At 46.5% G+C, this 16719-nt stretch carries 16 protein-coding genes; 1 reads left to right on the top strand and 15 read right to left on the bottom strand.

The window, feature by feature from the left end:
* Positions 1-370 precede the first annotated feature (370 nt).
* Complete coding sequence (locus ACEW9O_RS26945; protein WP_373553334.1) at positions 371-1195, bottom strand: hypothetical protein; 825 nt, start codon at positions 1193-1195, stop codon at positions 371-373.
* Between the two features lie 31 nt (positions 1196-1226).
* A complete protein-coding gene (locus ACEW9O_RS26940) occupies positions 1227-3491 on the bottom strand; it encodes a hypothetical protein (protein ID WP_373553333.1) in 2265 nt (754 codons plus the stop codon).
* Between the two features lie 24 nt (positions 3492-3515).
* Here ACEW9O_RS26940 and ACEW9O_RS26935 point away from each other — a divergent pair, with 24 nt between their 5' ends.
* On the top strand, positions 3516-3935 hold the full coding sequence (locus ACEW9O_RS26935) for a DUF423 domain-containing protein (RefSeq protein WP_373553332.1): 420 nt from the start codon (positions 3516-3518) through the stop codon (positions 3933-3935).
* 36 nt (positions 3936-3971) lie between these two features.
* Here the strand turns inward: ACEW9O_RS26935 and ACEW9O_RS26930 are convergent, their stop codons facing one another.
* The 13 genes from ACEW9O_RS26930 to nrfD all read right to left on the bottom strand — a co-directional run bounded on the left by ACEW9O_RS26930 (position 3972) and on the right by nrfD (position 16664).
* Complete coding sequence (locus tag ACEW9O_RS26930) at positions 3972-4235, bottom strand: hypothetical protein (RefSeq protein WP_373553331.1); 264 nt, start codon at positions 4233-4235, stop codon at positions 3972-3974.
* Between the two features lie 29 nt (positions 4236-4264).
* Positions 4265-4840, bottom strand: a complete 576-nt coding sequence (locus tag ACEW9O_RS26925) for a DUF420 domain-containing protein (protein ID WP_373553330.1) — start codon at positions 4838-4840, stop codon at positions 4265-4267.
* A gap of 1 nt (position 4841) precedes the next feature.
* Positions 4842-5444: a hypothetical protein gene (locus ACEW9O_RS26920; protein ID WP_373553329.1), complete on the bottom strand. Its 603-nt coding sequence runs from the start codon at positions 5442-5444 to the stop codon at positions 4842-4844.
* Between the two features lie 188 nt (positions 5445-5632).
* Complete coding sequence (locus ACEW9O_RS26915) at positions 5633-6058, bottom strand: cytochrome C oxidase subunit IV family protein (RefSeq protein ID WP_373553328.1); 426 nt, start codon at positions 6056-6058, stop codon at positions 5633-5635.
* 34 nt (positions 6059-6092) lie between these two features.
* A complete protein-coding gene (locus ACEW9O_RS26910) occupies positions 6093-7052 on the bottom strand; it encodes a cytochrome c oxidase subunit 3 (protein WP_373553327.1) in 960 nt (319 codons plus the stop codon).
* Positions 7053-7225: 173 nt separating this feature from the next.
* On the bottom strand, positions 7226-7804 hold the full coding sequence (locus ACEW9O_RS26905) for a heme-copper oxidase subunit III (protein ID WP_373553326.1): 579 nt from the start codon (positions 7802-7804) through the stop codon (positions 7226-7228).
* Between the two features lie 11 nt (positions 7805-7815).
* Complete coding sequence (gene cyoE / locus ACEW9O_RS26900) at positions 7816-8694, bottom strand: heme o synthase (protein WP_373553325.1); 879 nt, start codon at positions 8692-8694, stop codon at positions 7816-7818.
* A gap of 128 nt (positions 8695-8822) precedes the next feature.
* Positions 8823-10679, bottom strand: coding sequence for a cbb3-type cytochrome c oxidase subunit I (locus ACEW9O_RS26895; RefSeq protein WP_373553324.1), 1857 nt, complete (start codon positions 10677-10679; stop codon positions 8823-8825).
* Between the two features lie 101 nt (positions 10680-10780).
* A complete protein-coding gene (locus tag ACEW9O_RS26890) occupies positions 10781-12268 on the bottom strand; it encodes an OmpA family protein (protein WP_373553323.1) in 1488 nt (495 codons plus the stop codon).
* A gap of 98 nt (positions 12269-12366) precedes the next feature.
* The gene (locus tag ACEW9O_RS26885) at positions 12367-13698 is read right to left on the bottom strand and encodes a hypothetical protein (protein ID WP_373553322.1); all 1332 of its coding nucleotides are present in this window, start codon (positions 13696-13698) and stop codon (positions 12367-12369) included.
* A 44-nt stretch (positions 13699-13742) separates the two neighbouring features.
* Positions 13743-14621 carry a cytochrome c gene (locus ACEW9O_RS26880; protein ID WP_373553321.1) on the bottom strand — a complete coding sequence of 293 codons (879 nt, stop codon included), beginning with the start codon at positions 14619-14621 and terminating at the stop codon, positions 13743-13745.
* 46 nt (positions 14622-14667) lie between these two features.
* Positions 14668-15201: a DUF3341 domain-containing protein gene (locus ACEW9O_RS26875; protein WP_373553320.1), complete on the bottom strand. Its 534-nt coding sequence runs from the start codon at positions 15199-15201 to the stop codon at positions 14668-14670.
* 32 nt (positions 15202-15233) lie between these two features.
* Complete coding sequence (gene nrfD / locus ACEW9O_RS26870; RefSeq protein ID WP_373553319.1) at positions 15234-16664, bottom strand: NrfD/PsrC family molybdoenzyme membrane anchor subunit; 1431 nt, start codon at positions 16662-16664, stop codon at positions 15234-15236.
* Positions 16665-16719: the final 55 nt, after the last annotated feature.

Genomic DNA, 16719 nt, shown 5'->3' with positions numbered 1-16719 from the left:
GCTGAGTATTTGTACTATTTTTTACCAATGGGTTTCATATGTGGATATTCGGTTCAGCATCTTGCACTCGCCTCAGAACCTACCTATTTGCAAGGTCTTTCCACGCAGCGGGAGCCCCGCTAGGGGCGCAATATGGGTAGAATACAACCGCCGGAGTTTTCCCGAGTCCCGTAGGGACGAATTGTGGGTATTTTGTCTCTAAAGATACCCACATCACGTCCCTACGGGACTCAGGAAACATCTGGGCTATTATTTACTACCCATGGCGCGCCCCTAGCGGGGCTCCGGTTGCGCAAAAGATTGAACTTCGAGGAATTAAAAAGCTCGGTGATGTATTGACATTGCAAACAGGCACCTAGATGCGTCCACACTATTGATAATTAAACCAATCAAATTCAACGTATTCTTTAGGCAAAGTTTTAAGCTGTGTTATTTTTGAACTTATTCCATCCTCCCGCAGCAAAATTTTGGGATTATTTTCATCTCGATAGATGTACTCTAAAGGTTCAAGCTGATAGCCTTTCCAACGTTTTTTATACAAACTAATATCTTCAGGGCGGCCGTAACTAAAACCTCTTACCTGCCCCTTTTTTTCGTCAAAGACAGGATTCATAAGCTCAAATTTAGGCGTAATTTCTCCGTTCTCTTTTTGCAAATAAACAAAGAATTTATCCCGAGGACAACAGCCTGAGAAACCGTACCAATGGGTCAGATAGTCTTTACGCCCATCTAGATTAACATCCATGAGCGTATCTCCCATAAATGCGCCATCACCAGTACCTGATAAAAGTAGTTGCATTTCACCACCTGCGGTTTCCCGATAAAAAACAAGGTGGGTCTCGTACAACATTGGAGTACCCACACTGTGCATTAATATTAGATGTTTGAATTTTTTAGAAAAAGAATGCCCGTAATTAATGTTGGTTCCCAAAAAGGAGTGGTCTTGAAAAGTTGTGTCAAAATTCATTTTGACACGTGGTTGATCCCGATGCTTCCTAACCAACTCCAATGCTTTTTCTAATCCAATCTTCAGTTTAACACTATCGGGAATCTCAATGATGGTATCCTGAGGCACCTTAGCTTTTTCATTCTTTTTTTGATCCTTTTTTAGCCCGCTTAAATCCTTTTCTGGGGCGTTGGTGCAGCAAAAGCACAATAATCCGATCAGCAAAGTCAGGGTAGAAGTTAATTTCATGTGTTTTTTATTTTAGGTTCATTCTTCTCTCCTACAACGCATAAGCATACACCCGATTATCAATTATTGTGAGTATAATTTTTTGCTGTGGAAAAAAAGTAAAATGATCGCCGGCGACCGGAAACCCTTTGATCACCTCCCCTTTGGTAGACAAACACCATACCTGATGCTCACCTGAAATACTACAAATAATCCGGGCATTTTCCTTTTGTCCTGCTGCGCTAATCCCGGTAATATTTCCTGCAAAAGTTTCATTAAACACCAATTTGAATCTCTCCTGGTCATAGGCATACAAAAACAACTTTGCCCCATTCGTCGCCAAATAATCCTTCCTTCCATCTCCAATTAAATCGACAAAACAAAACTGGGTCGCACCAGCCAAACCAGCTGTAATCGCCAGCGGAAAAGACTCCCCTTTTTCATTAAACACTTGCGCCTTACCTTGCCCATCCGCCACTACCATCCTTTGGCTCGCTTGATCCCACTGCCATTGGGGAGGACTGAAAAAAGGGCCTTTTAGTGTTTGGACTGGGAAATGCGCTTGGGTAGCCCGATCCAACACATGAAACTCCCCCTCCTCGGTCAGGGCAAGTAGGTAATCCTCCGTAGCCGATTGAAAATAGCTCAGAGGCTGCTTTACTGTGCCGATTTTTGGTCCGGGGTTCCAACCGCTCAGGGGTTGTCCATACTTGTCCAGGCCATAGATTCGGCCATCGGCGCTGGTGTAAAACAAAAACTGCTCGCGTCCTCCCACACACAAACCCGAGGTGGTAGCTATACTTAGCGCCAAAGGAAAACCAGGTGCTTCCTGTCCATCCGATTGCAAAGCGTGGATGGCCTTTTCTGTACTGAAATAAACGAGCGTTTGACCCAATTCCTGGCGCGTTACCGGCGTCCCTGAGCCTACTAGTGAGGATTCCAGTTTTTTATCCCATTGTACATTCCCTTCCAGGTCCAGCGCGAGCAGATGTTGTTCATCCGTCTCGACCAGGCATTGGTTCCAGGCTTCGATGGCCCATAATTGTTTGGCCTTTCCCTGATGCAAATCCTTTTGCCAAAGCTCCGTCGAGGCCTGGTCATGGGATTCCAGGTTGGCTGCATCTCGAAACGCCCAGTGCTTGCCACTTATTTCTCCTTCCCATTGCAAGGGATCAGGTAGTGCCAATTGTAGGTTCAAAGTTTGATTGAGTTGCGCTATCAGGAAACCCAAATCGCGATCGGTACTCAAACGCATCCACAAGCCACTGGGGGGCTTGCGCAATTGTCTGGTGATGGTATTGCCCACAATGACTGCATCGATCCAGCGCTCCATCAGGTTTTCGGAGGCTCCAACGACCAAAAACCGCTCAAAAACGACGAGGGTGGCCTGACGGATATTCAAGGCGTTTAAACCTACATCCAGTACGGGTTGAAGCGAATAGGTTTGATAGTTTATGGGAGCTAGTGCACCATAATTTCCAGCCAGTTCATTCAAGGCTTTTTGAGCCAATGTATTTGTTGCAAAGGGCAAAACTAAGGCGGCTTGGCTGCTTCTTTCCCGGCCAAAATAGAGTAAAAAGGCAGATTCAGGCTTCAGTCGGGCCAAAGTGCCATCGGTGCCAAAGTAAGGTACAACACTACGCGCCGATCCGGGAGCAATGGCCAAAATAGCGGCCAGGTCTTTTTCATTCATCCTAAGAGGGCTTGCAAATTGCAGCTGCCCTTGTATTTGCCCCGCTTTAGGTTGAAGTTTCAAGGTAACATTATGACAATGCCCCGCGAGTGCATCACCCTTTAGTCCGTAAAAATCACTTAGCCCCGCATAGTTAAATTGCAACTGATTGGCGGATAGTGCAGTGATCCAATGAGCGCGTTTACCTGCTTTAAAACCAAGCGCAGCCTCTTCCACCAGTGCTGCTTCACGCGCTAAATATTTGACCTTTTTGATTTGAGCCAAAACCCATTTTTGCCCTTTAGTATCTTGAAAATGTTCAAATTGCACACCTCCCCATTGAGTACGGGTGATCCGTTTTAAACCTTTGGTTTTGGTGGTTTGAATCTCCGTTTGAGCCGTGCTGAGGTACAACATTCCGGTTTGATTTTTGCTAAAAGGCATCAATATCGTACTCCAGGATAGGGTAGGAAATGGCAACTCTGAGTCTACGTTTTCGGTAGTAAGTATCGCCAAGGCAGTTGTGGGCACTAAAGCTTCCAGGTTTTGTTGATGCTGACAGGAAAGTAGAGAAATGACTAAAAACAGACTGAGTGCTCTAGGGTATACTATTTGCAAAACCTGATATTGAAGTATCTTTGCCACGAAACAATGACTTAGCTTGTATTTATGAGAAATATATTTTTACGCATTGGTAGCCTAATTGGCTTTTTAGCGGTAGCCTTCGGGGCATTTGCCGCACACGGCCTGCGACCGTATTTGAGTCCAAAACATTTTGAGACTTTTGAAACGGCAGTAAGGTATCAATTTTACCACGCAGTTGCCATTTTGCTGGTTGCCGTTTTGAGCCATTTTGGCCGCAAGGGTTCACTACGTTTTGCTGGATGGGCCTTTACGGCTGGCGTTTTATTGTTTTCAGGCTCTTTATATGCATTGAGTACAAGAGACTTGCACCATCTTTCAGTTGGGTGGTTAGGGCCAATTACCCCTCTTGGAGGTGTGTGTTATTTGTTGGGTTGGGGGGCCTTGTTTTATTCGAGTTTCACTCATTATGACCGTTCGGGGAAAAGTGATGGGGCTGGGCAGTAGAGACGCACGGCCGTGCGTCTCTACTTGGTATTTTGACTACCCCTCTTCCTCTTGGTCAGTATCTTGATTTCTGCGGCGGTTGCGCCACCATACGAAGGCCAAACCACCTACCAAAACGTAAGGTGTAGCCAACATGTAAAGAATACCCGCATTGAGGCCCTTTCCGGCGCTACCACCCCCTTTGAGGTTGCTTTCCACAGCCATCCGGCACATGGGGCACTGGGCATCCAGAGCAGGCGCAGCAAATAGGAACAAAGCTGCGAGGATCAATCCGATTTTGAAATATTTCATCGAGCGCATAGCGTCAATTTTTGTTCAAATTTAAGCAATTAATAGTAAGGAATCAACATAAAATAGCAGATGGGTCCGGTAATGGCCACATATAACCACAGCGGGAACACCCAACGCGCCATTTTGCGGTGGCGCTCAATCTGATTGGTATAGGCCCGAATAAAGGTGAACAAAATAAAAGGGAAAATTCCAGCTGCCAACGCAATGTGACTGAGCAGCAGCAGCAGGTAAAAGGGGCGAATCCCACTCACCGCGGCCTTTTCTGCTTCGTTTACAACCCCATCATGATTGCTATCTCCAAACAGCGTTTCGGGCGTTGTGAAATGGTAAGCGACATAAGACAATAAAAAAAGCACTGACAGTACAATCGCCACATAAATGGCATTGCGGTGTTGCTGCACTTTTTTCTGTTTGATGTAATACAAGGCGAGTAGCAGAACCACCGCGGTCAGTGCGTTCAAGGTAGCGTGAAAGGGAGGTAAAAAGCCCAGGTCCAGGCTCTCCGGTACGGGAATTTTAACTCGGCGCATCATCCCAACCAATCCCAAAACCGCTATGGTGATGATCCAGGCGGCTACATTCAACTTCTTTTCCAATTGCAGATTTGCTTCCATCCTATTTTTCTTTTTCGCGGTTCAAATAAGGGTCGTTCTTCTTATCGCGGTGCATGAGTACGGTAACATGCTCGGTCAATCGGCGCAGTTCATTGCCGTCACGGTAATTGTAGTAGCGGCGAATGGTGCCCGTTGTATCAATGATGGCCACCATACCCGCTTTGGGGAAGGAATAGGATTGAATCAGTTCGGGGGTACTGCTGGTGATCAATACCTGCTCGGGGTCAGCAAGTTTGTTTTTCCGCAAAAAAGCACCCACTTTACCTGAATCCTGCACAGTAGTATGCAGTAAAAAAAGCACGTCGTAGCGATCATCGAACTGGGTGTGCAGGCTATTTAATGCAAAAAGTAGGTCTTCATCCTGCTCCAGTTCCTTGGCATCCAGCTCCTTGGCAATGATCACATTGTTTTGTAGATCCGTGCTCAACAGACTATCGCTGTCCAGCAATTTTGGGAGGAAAAATTTCGGCAGTTTGCCGTAGTCTTTTAGTTGGGCGCGCATTTCGACCTGGTAACGTTCTCCTTTCTTGAGGTAGTACCAACTCAGCGCAGGCATTACCACCAACATCAAAAACAGTGCTGTGGTTTGTAGCCATTTTTTCATTCCGTTCGGTTTTCTTTTAGGGGCGATGAAAAAATAAGTGTTCATTTTGCCCCATAACTTATGCTAGCAAAACACCAAAAAGTGGCAAATGTTTTTTAGGATTGAGTCATACTTTGATCAAAAGAAAAAGAGTGCTAAAACACAAAAGGCGGGTTGTAGCCCGCCTTTTGTATCTGTGTCGAAAAGGATTAACCTTTCCAATCCAGTTGATACGTATCTGGAGACAACAAACTGCCTTCCTGTGCTGGAGTGATCGGCTGCGCATTGCGTTTTTGGACGTCTTCGCGGCGATTTTTCCAGGCATTTCCTTCCTGAAAAAAGGCGATAATTGCCCAAACTAAGAGCAGCATTGGCAGTATGACACTCATTGCCAAACCCTTTACTTCGTGCTTCATGTGCATGAATTCATACACAATAAAGTAGGCTTTGTACAAGGACAAACCAGCAATGAACAAACCGCAGGTCGCCAAGACAATCACATTGCCATGAACCCCCTTGATGATGTGACCTTTACCAAAGAGAGAGATGACTACCTCAATCAAGGTGACTACTGCCAGAAGGATCAAACCTTTGACTACGTTTTTTTTACTTTGTTCGTAAGATACGTGTGACATCTATAGAGCATTAAATAGGTTCAACCATTGGATGTTAAAGCAGGTAAAATACCAGGAACACGAAGACCCATACCAAGTCTACAAAGTGCCAGTACAACCCAATTTTTTCGACCATTTCATAACCATTCTTCCGCGCCGCGTAAACCCCGCTTGCTACGTTGAGTGCAATGATCACCAGGAATACCACCCCCGAAAATACGTGGAAACCGTGGAAACCAGTGATGAAGAAGAATAGTGCACCGAAAGCTCTAGGGCCAAATTGCTCGGTTTGCGTTTGGCCTTTCAGTGGGCCATCAGCGTAAACGTATTTGCGGTGGATGAAGCTTTGATCATCCAGCATGTATCCAGCCTGTTCGCCTTTTTTGTATTCATGCGCAGCACCGTGACCAGCTTCATGGCTTTCGCCATGTCCACCAGCCGCATGGCGGTGAATGAGGTAACTTTCCCCTTCGCGGAAGGTTTCAGCGCTCTTTTTACCTTCGTGGTCGAGGTAGTAACCATCGGCAGTATGCGTACCGAAGGTGTTGCGAGTCAAAGACATGTTTTCCCCACTAATCAGGTTGGTCCACTCCCAAGCTTGGCAACCCAAGAAGCCCAAACCACCAAAGATGGTCAGGATCATCCAGATCAACACCCCGTTTTTGTTTTCCCGGTGCCCTTCCTGTACCGCACGAACCATTGTCACCGAGCTGATGATGAGCAAAAAGGACATAAAGGTTACGAAAATCAATGGCGCTGAACCGAAGAAAGCGGAAATGCCGAAGGGGTCTGTAGCAAACACGAAGTCTGGTACAGGCCAGGTAGGACTGCTAAAACGCAGCGCACCATAGGTAATCAGAAAGCCAGCAAAAGTAAAGGCATCCGATAAGAGGAAGTACCACATCATCAGTTTGCCATAGCTGGCCTTGAACGGAGATTGTGCTCCAGACCAGGCATCGCCTTCGTGATCGTGTTCATGAACGTGGTGTTCAAGTGCGGTATCTGTAGTCGCCATTAGATAGCTTTTTTTCCACGACTAAAGTCGTGGGTTATGGTTCTATATGTGCCTCCCACAACCCACGATTTAAATCGTGGGATTCAGTGGGTTGGTTTTTTGCATGTCTACCACGACTAAAGTCGTAGGTTGTTGCTATGTGTGGCCTCCCACGGATAAATCCGTGGGTTGGCTTACATTTGTGTCATTAAAAAGAAAAAGATGTAAACCCAGAGCAAATCTACGAAATGCCAGTAGATCATACTCAATTCGAAGCGGTGTTTTCGTTTGGGCGTTACTTTTAAGCCCAGGGAAAATGCGTGCAGGGTGCTCAATAGCAGAATGGCCAAGCCTCCAACCACGTGCGCTGCATGCACATACGAAAACACATAGACAAAAGATCCCGAAGGATTGGTAGTCAGTTCTACTCCAATTGCGGAGAGTGCCAACCAGCCCTGGTATTGCGTGTACAAAAAAGAGAACCCTAGTACCAGGCTTGCGACCAACCCATATTGGTATACTTTTTCATTGCCTTTCAAAAACGCACGATACGATACATGCAAAGTAAAACTACTCAGCAAGATCAAAACAGTGCTCAGGGTAAACACTTGGGGTAAGCTGAATTCCAGCCAATTCCCGGCAGCTTGGCGCACCATAAAGGCACTCGTCCAGGCTGCAAACATCATCATGATACTCGCACAAGCAACCAGCAAGGCGAAAGTTTGAGGATGTATTTTATTCCGACCGTAAGCATTGGGGAAGGTTCCTTCCATGGTTTTCCAGATTAAAGTTGATCTAGTAATAACACAACCAAAACAAGCGGAATGTACACAAAAGAGAAAAACATCAAGTGCAATGCCGATTTGCGATCGTTATTCCGATACAAACGCCAGCCCAAATAGGCAAAAAAGACGCTTGATACCACAATACAAGTAGTCGCAATCCAACCAGCAACACCCAAGCTCATGGGCAAAAAACCTACCGGAATGAGCACCAGTGCGTACAAAAAGGATTGTAATGCAGTATATTGCTCTTTCTGTCCTTCGGGGCCAGGTAATAACTTGTAACCAGCCTGCTCGTAATCTTCACGTCCCAACCAGGCAATCGACCAAAAGTGGGGAAACTGCCAGAAGAACTGAATGGTAAACAAAGTCAATCCCAAGGCAGAAATGTATCCTTCTGCTGCAGCAGCACCAATCAGTGTTGGTAGTGCTCCAGGAACTGCTCCTACTGCAACCGCAATAGGGGAAATTCTTTTTAGCGGGGTGTATAAAAAAGCATAAGAAACCAGGGCAAGGGTACCAAAAAAAGCGGTCCAAGGATTAAACAAGGCCAAGGCAGTAATGCCCACCATACTCATCAATCCAGCCCAAAGCACGGCATCCGCAACTTTCATTCGACCAGTTGCCAAAGGGCGATTGGCCGTACGTTTCATCAAGCGGTCATAGTCCTTTTCCAGCACCTGATTCAGTACATTGGCTGCTGCTGTGACCAAAAAACCACCCGCCGCAAGGATTACAATACTCAATCCCGAAATGGCCCCAGGTACTGCAATCAAGTAAGCCATCACCGAAGAAAACACCACGGTGAGGGTCAAACGCAACTTTACCAGTAATTTGAAGTCTTCCACCTTTTGCCAAAAGGCGGCCAAAGGTTTGTGCACTGCTGTTTTTACCACCACTGTAATCGAGAAGTATTGGGGAGGAGGACTGAATAAATTGAATCCTCCTCTCCTATTGAAAATGATCTATTTCTACCTCAAACAGCTCATCAGCTGTTGTTCAATCTGCATCAGTGCTCACCTGATGTTTCGCCCTCTTCCATCGGCGTAATCTGGGTGATGAATTCTTTTCCATCTTTACCGTAGTCATATGGCCAACGGTGTACAGTAGGGATTTTGCCAGCCCAGTTGCCGTGTCCAGGCTTGATAGGCGTAGTCCACTCCAGGGTAGAAGCACCCCATGGGTTTTGAGTGGTCATCTTTTTGCCCTTCCAAATGCTGTAGAAGAAGTTGACGACAAACAAAACCTGGAAAGCAAAAGTAGCAATGGCTGCGATCGTAATGAACTTATTCAGGTCATCAAAGTGCGAGAAAGAAGCAAAGGTATCAAAACGATAATAGCGCCGTGGCACCCCAGCCATACCAATGTAATGCATCGGCCAAAAAATGGCATAGGCACCAATCATCGTACCCCAGAAGTGGATTTTACCCAGCGTTTCATTCATGAATCGACCGTACATCTTAGGGAACCAGTTGTAGATCCCTGCGAACATCCCGAAGAAAGCGGCAACCCCCATTACAATGTGGAAGTGCGCAACTACGAAATAGGTATCGTGCTGTTGGATGTCAATGGCAGAGTTACCCAGGAATATCCCCGTCAAACCACCCGAAATGAACATCGAAACGAACCCGATCGCAAACATACTGGCCGCCGTAAAGCGGAAATTACTGGCGTAGACCGTAGAAATCCAGTTGAACACTTTCACCGCCGAAGGAACGGCAATGATCAAGGTGAACACCACGAAGAAGTTGGAAATAAATGGGTTTACCCCCGACATAAACATGTGGTGAGCCCATACGATAAAGGACAAAAACGCAATGGCCAAAATTGACAATACCATTGCTTTATAACCAAAGATTGGTTTACGTGCATGTACCGAAAGTACTTCTGAAACCAAACCCATCGCTGGCAAAATGATGATGTATACTTCCGGGTGTCCCAGGAACCAGAATAAGTGCTGGTACAAAATTGGACTACCACCTACGTGATCCAGGGCTTGACCGCCGACATAAATTTCGCTCAGGTAAAAACTAGTACCCATACCACGGTCGAACATCAGCAGCAAGAAACCGGAAACCAATACCGGGAAAGACAACAGACCAATGATCGCCGTCACGAAGAAGGCCCAAATGGTCAGTGGCATCCGCCACATGGTCATACCTTTGGTACGCAGGTTGAGTACCGTGGTGATGTAGTTGATCCCTCCCAGCAGTACTGATACTACAAAGAAAACCAAACTCAACAACCACAGGGTCATACCTGCACCAGAGCCTGAGGAGGCTTGTGGCAATGCACTCAAAGGTGGGTAAGCGGTCCATCCCCCAGAGAATGGTCCTGTACTTACAAACAGCGAGAACATCATGATCATACCGGACATAAAGAAGAACCAGTACGAAAGCATATTCAAAAATGGCGACGCCATGTCTCGTGCTCCGAGCTGCAATGGGATAAGTAGGTTACTAAATGTACCACTCAAACCAGCGGTCAGTACAAAAAACACCAGGATGGTTCCGTGCATGGTCACCAACGCATAGTAAAAATCTTGCGAAAGGGTACCCATTCCGGTTTCCGCATTGATGATGATCCATTTGCCCAGCAGGGGTTTCAACCAGGCCATACTTTCTTCAGGAAAGCCCAGTTGCAAACGGAAAATCAAGGACATGCCCGCACCAATCAAAGCCCAAATCATCCCCGTAATGAGGAATTGTTTGGCGATGATTTTGTGGTCCATGCTAAACACATAAGTATTGATGAAGTTGGACTGATAACGGTCGCCCTCATGGTGATCATGGAAATGATCATCATAACCCAGCTTTTCTATCAGCTCTTCTTCTTGCGTCATTGGATGGTTTGCTACGTGAGCCATCTGCTGAATGTTTTAAATACGTTTACAATGCCAAATTTTGAATTGAGTCACTTTCCATAACAACTCAATTGAACCCACTTGGTTCAATTCAACATTTTATATTATTGCCCCACAATACGGAACTCTGTACGGCGGTTCTTGGCGCGATTTTCATCACTATCGTTTGCGACTACGGGTTGAGCTTCTCCAAAACCTTTAGCAGACAAACGGCTGGCATCGATGCCTTTGCTTTGCAGGTATTTTAACACTGCGTTAGCACGTTTTTGCGACAAGGTCAGGTTTTGAGCATCTTCCCCGGTATCATCCGTATGGCCGGCCAATTGTACTTTCAAGCCAGACTTCTCTTTCATGGCTGCAATGAGGTTGTCCAGTTCGTAACGAGATACGCCAGTCAGTTTTTCTGAGCCAGTTGCAAAAGTTACATAGCTAAACTGAACTGTTTTTTTCGCAGTAGTCAAAGCAGTGTCCAAGGCTTCGATGAATTCTTCCTTCCTGGCTTCAATTTCAGAAGAGAACAACTTTTCTTTGTTCGGGTCTTCGTCCTTGAAGCGGATATTGCTCAAGTAGTAGGACTTTTGCTGCATCGCCCACATTTCATAGGCTTCTGGCTCCACGATTCTCACCGTCTTGCGCATCGCAAAGTGGCTATTGCCACACAATTCTGCACAAGCCAGTTCGTAGTCAAACGCCTCCCATTTCGGCTTGGAGTTTGGATCTTTTGGGTCAGATGGCACTTGGAATTCCGGGTAATTGCGCAATTGTTCGCGGAATTCCTCATTGGTTTTTTGTGGCTCAAATACGAAGTAGGTAGGGATACCAGGAATGGCGTCCATTTTTACCCGGAAGTGAGACAGGTAGAAGTTGTGCAAAACGTCCTTGGAAGTGATGCGCACCCGGATTTTTTTACCCTTGGGCAGTACCAATTCATCGGCATGGAAATCGTCTACATTCCGCTCATCGGTCCAGTCTTGACCCAAGGGGTTTGCCCCCGTAATGAGTTTGTAGTTTTTAGGCCCCAACACTCCATCTGGACCAGGATAACGCAGAGCCCAACCGAATTGGAAACCCGTTGCTTCAATTTCCAGATAGTCCTCACCAGGTTGGATGTCAGCCATGATTTCGTTCCAGGCATCCAAACCCCGAACCACTAGAAATGCCATTACTATAGCCGGGATGATGGTCCAAATCGCCTCCAGTTTATTGTCGTGAGAGATGAATTTGGCTTTTGCGTTCCGACGGCCTGAGTATTTCCAAGCGTAATAGAACAGCAAGATGTGGGTGATCACAAATACAATCCCACAGATCACCAAGGTTATAAAAAACATGGAATCGATCTTGCTGCCGTGGGCAGATGCTGCCTCCATCGGACCGAAGCCCAAGTAATAATTTTTGTATGCTGAGCCAGTGTAGGCCGTAAGCACCAGAAAAGCGATCATGAAAATGAACATGTAGAGCCCTTGCCTACCATTGACAATCTCCTGCATTTCTTCCTCACCTCGAATTTTGGCAGCCAATTCGGTTACCTTGCCAATTTGAATGGCAGTCACAACGATCAGGATGAGACTTAAGAATACGAGCAAAGCAGTCATTATTCTTTAAATTTTAATCGAATTCAAATTTACAACCAAAGATTCAATGATGTGTTTCACCATTGCGATACTTTTCACTTGTTTAGACTTCGTCTAAATTAGTGATGTGCAGCATCATGGGCTCCATGTCCATCTTCTGGATAAGGCCAAACCGAGTGGTGCATGGTCTCATCCAAGTATGGATCGTTTGCAGGCACCAGCGCGGCTTTTTCCAGCTGTTTGAATACAAAGTAAACAAAACCAGCCAAAAAGCCGAGAAAAATACCCAGTTCCAACAAACCTGGCATGGAAAAACCAGCAGCAAAACTCAGGAATTTATGTCCTTCTGCTGCAACCTCAGCACCATGTCCGCCAGCATGTTCAGCCGCAGCTTCGATTGCTGTCAAACGGGTACCTGGTTTGATCATCAGGAAGAAATCCAGCCAGTGACCAAACAGGGTCAGGATAGCGGCAATGGCCATCGGGCCGTATTTGCGTTTGTTGTCGTTGCGCAGCAAAATGAAGAATGGCAGCACAAAATTGATGATCAGGTTGCCAAAGAACAAAGGACGATAATTGTCCAAACGATGACGGAAATAAATGGTTTCTTCACCAATGTTGGCGTACCAAATCAGCATGTACTGCGAAAACCACATGTAGGTCCAAAAAATGGTGATGGCAAACAAAAATTTGCCCATATCGTGTAAGTGGTTGTCCGTAACGTTTTCAAAGTAACCCCGACCTTTCAGGTAAATCATCATCAGAATGGTAATCGCCATTGCTGAAATGAACCAACTTGCGCCGCTATACCAGGCAAAGAGGGTAGAATACCAGTGTGCATCTACCGACATGACCCACTGCCAAATTACAGCTGCACTCGTGAAGCCAAAAATCGGTAAGAAAATAGCTGCGTAAATGCGCATCTTGCGGTGGTGCCAATAATTGTCGGCAACACCTTGACCATCTGCGTCTTCCGCAACGGACAGCTGCCGGTTTTTAAAGGCAAAATAATACCAGGTACCTACAATGATCAGGGTACCAAAGGTATACCAAACGGGATTCAAGAACCCCGATTTGCCTTTTAAGATTGGGTCAGCCTCTACAGCATGAGCATCGGCCCAGTGGTAAAGGTGGTGCCAGTGTCCCCACATCCCAATGATGATGGGAATGAACAACAATAAACCTGGCAATAAAAACAGGGAGAATGCTTCCCAAACTCGTTTCATCCCAGTATGCCACCCTGCCCATGCAGTGGTAAAAGCAGCCAAAATGAACATGGAAATACCTGCAATTCCGGTGAAAAACACCGTATTGTGGAGATAATTAGACCAGAAGCGTACGTGCATGGGTTCGGAGTCCACAAAGTAGGACAACACCAGACACAACACACCGAGTATCATAAACCCGAGCAGGAAAGTCTTTTGCTTGGCTTCGAAGGTGAATTGGTTCATTGCTCGTCGGTTATTTATTTTTCTTCAAAAGAAGGTGAATCAAATTACTTGCCGCTCTTGGATTTGCTGCCACTACCATCCCCACTTGCTGGAGCAGGAGGAGGAGGAACAGAAGCCAATTTTTTCACTTGCGCCGCTGGTATAGCAAAGCTAGGGTTCAGCGTATTCGCACTGGAGCTATAAGCCAAACCTTTTGCAGTTGCCTGCAAAGAGCGGATGTGGTGAATCACTTGCCATCTTTCCTCGAAACTCAATTTTTCAGCATACCCACCCATTACGTTTCTGCCATACATGATGGCATGGTAAAAACGTCCGTTGTTAGAAATGTAAAAGGTATCCAGCATAAAATTGGCTGGAGCTGCGGGGTATGCGCCACCTGGGTCACCTTTGGCAGGATTGGCGTCCCGTATCAGATAACCGGCGCCGTCCCCTTTTTCACCATGGCAAATGCCACAGTAAATATTGTAGAGTTCTTTGCCTCTGGCCAAACCGCCTTCAGAAATTGGGAAAGGGTTACCGACAATGTCTTTGCTGGCACGAATCCGTTCTTCTTCAGTGTTGCCATAGTGGTAAGGCACTTTACCATTCACGGGTACCGCAATGGCATTGAGTTGATTGCCACCTCTGAGGATATTCATGATGGAATCATAAGCCTCCGGGCTCGCAAAACTAAAGCCTGCATATCCACGAGGAATCGTACCTACGGCAGGATTCAAAGGGCGCGACAAAAATTTGCGGTTGATTACACTTGCGCTATCCCAGTTGTTGCGTGAATAGTTGGCATACGACTGGTATTCAAATCCTACTGAGTGCGCCATATCCGGCATGTACTCCTTGCCAGCATAATTGCCTCCTGCTGGTGTGCAGGAGTAGAGCAGGCTGACTGCGGCTACCGAATAAAGAATATATTTTAAGTTTTTCATCATTGCTCGATTTTCCTTGGTTCAAACATTGACCGGCTGTCCGGGTTTAAATGTGCTTTTGATCAATTTCTTCTGCACCGGATGTTTCCAAAAAAGCCTTGAACTTGGCTTTTTCATCATCTGATACATCGGTTACATCAAAGGCCAGACAGAATTTATCGTCGGTAATGCGGTCGTGCAGTGTAGGGTTGATGATACCGGGGCCCATACCGCAGATGGTGTAAAAAGTAACCACCATACCAATACTGGCAAAAAGTACCGTCAACTCAAAAGTAACCGGAATGAACGCAGGAACCGCCCAGTATGGTTTGCCACCAAAAATGATGGGCCAGTCACTGGTAAACACCCAGGTCATGCCTAGAAAAGCGGTCAGTGTTCCGATCAAACCATATACAAACCCAGCCTGGTGAATGCGGCTTTCAGTAAAACCCATTGCGTCCTCCATGCCGTGAACCGGGAATGGGGAAAACACATCGTAAATGTCCAGGTGTGCAGCACGAGCTTTGTTGACTGCACTGAGAATCTTGGTCTCATCATCGTACAGACCGAAGAGTACATCTTTATTTGGAGATCTTGTCATTGCACTTCGTTTTTGCTGTCTCGAAATTTAGATTAGTGCGCGTCACCGCCGTTTGTTTTCACTGATTCATGCTTGTGGTCATGCTTCAATGCATTTTTCATCCCTACGTACTGGTCGCCAGCGTTCTTCAAGATACTCTTGATTTCGGCAATGGCTACTACCGGTGCAACACGGGTGAAAATCATGAAACAAGTAGAAAACAAGCCCAAAGTACCGACGAAGAGACCAACCTCTACCCAGGTAGCTGAATAGTAGCTCCAGGAAGAAGGTAAATAATCACGCGCCAAGGTAGAGGCAATGATGACGAAACGCTCAAACCACATCCCGATGTTGATGAAGATGGACATTGCAAAAGTCACCGTGATGTTTTTGCGTAGATTTTTGCTCCAGAAGATTTGTGGAGAAATTACGTTGCAGGCCATCATCCCGATGTAAGACCAGAAGTAAGGTCCCATCAAACGGTTGTAGAAAGCAAATTGCTCGTAGATGTATCCAGAATACCAGGAGATGAACAACTCGGTGAGGTAGGCTACCCCGACGATGCTACCTGTTGCCAGGATTACCTTGTTCATACTGTCGATATGCTCTAACGTAATGTAGTCTTGCAAGTTCAATACTTTACGCGTAATGATCATCAGGGTTTGCACCATGGCAAAACCGGAGAAGATTGCACCCGCTACGAAGTAAGGAGGGAAGATGGTGGTGTGCCAGCCAGGAATAACTGAAGTGGCAAAGTCAAAGGATACAATGGTGTGTACTGAGAGTACCAGCGGAGTGGACAAACCCGCCAGGATCAGTGACAAACTTTCCCAGCGTTGCCAGTGCTTGGCAGAACCCGTCCAGCCAAAAGCCAGGAAATCGTACATTTTGCGACGGAAACCCGAAGCACGGTCGCGCACCGTTGCAAAGTCAGGCACCAAACCGGTGTACCAGAACAGCAAAGAAACCGTAAAATAGGTAGAGATTGCAAATACGTCCCAAAGCAGCGGAGAGTTGAAGTTAACCCAAAGTGGTCCGCGGGTGTTGGGATAAGGGAAGATGAAAAAACCCAGCCAAAGACGGCCCATGTGGATGAGCGGGAACTGACCGGCGCAAATTACCGCGAAGATCGTCATCGCTTCTGCTGCACGGTTTACCCCCGTCCGCCATTTCTGACGGAACAGCAACAAGATGGCAGAAATCAAAGTACCCGCGTGACCGATACCGACCCACCAAACGAAGTTGGTAATGTCCCAACCCCAGTTGATCGTCCGGTTCAGGTTCCAGGAACCGATCCCGACCCAAATGGTCCAGGTTACACAAAATACATAAACTGCGAGACCCGTTACGGCAAGAATGAAGGCAATCATCCAGGCAACGGAGGGCGTACGTTCAGTAGGCCCACAGATGTCCTCCGTGATCTGGTGGTACGTTTTTGCACCTGTAATCAGGGGTTCCCGTATTGGAGAAATGTGTCCACTCATGATTTTATTGTTAATCCCACGGCTGACCGTGGTTAAAAAAGTCCTAGGTTAATAA

This window comes from Haliscomenobacter sp. (assembly GCF_041740695.1).
Taxonomy (GTDB): domain Bacteria; phylum Bacteroidota; class Bacteroidia; order Chitinophagales; family Saprospiraceae; genus Haliscomenobacter.
Note: the sequence above shows the minus strand (reverse complement) of the source record. Positions and strands in the feature narration are given on the sequence as shown.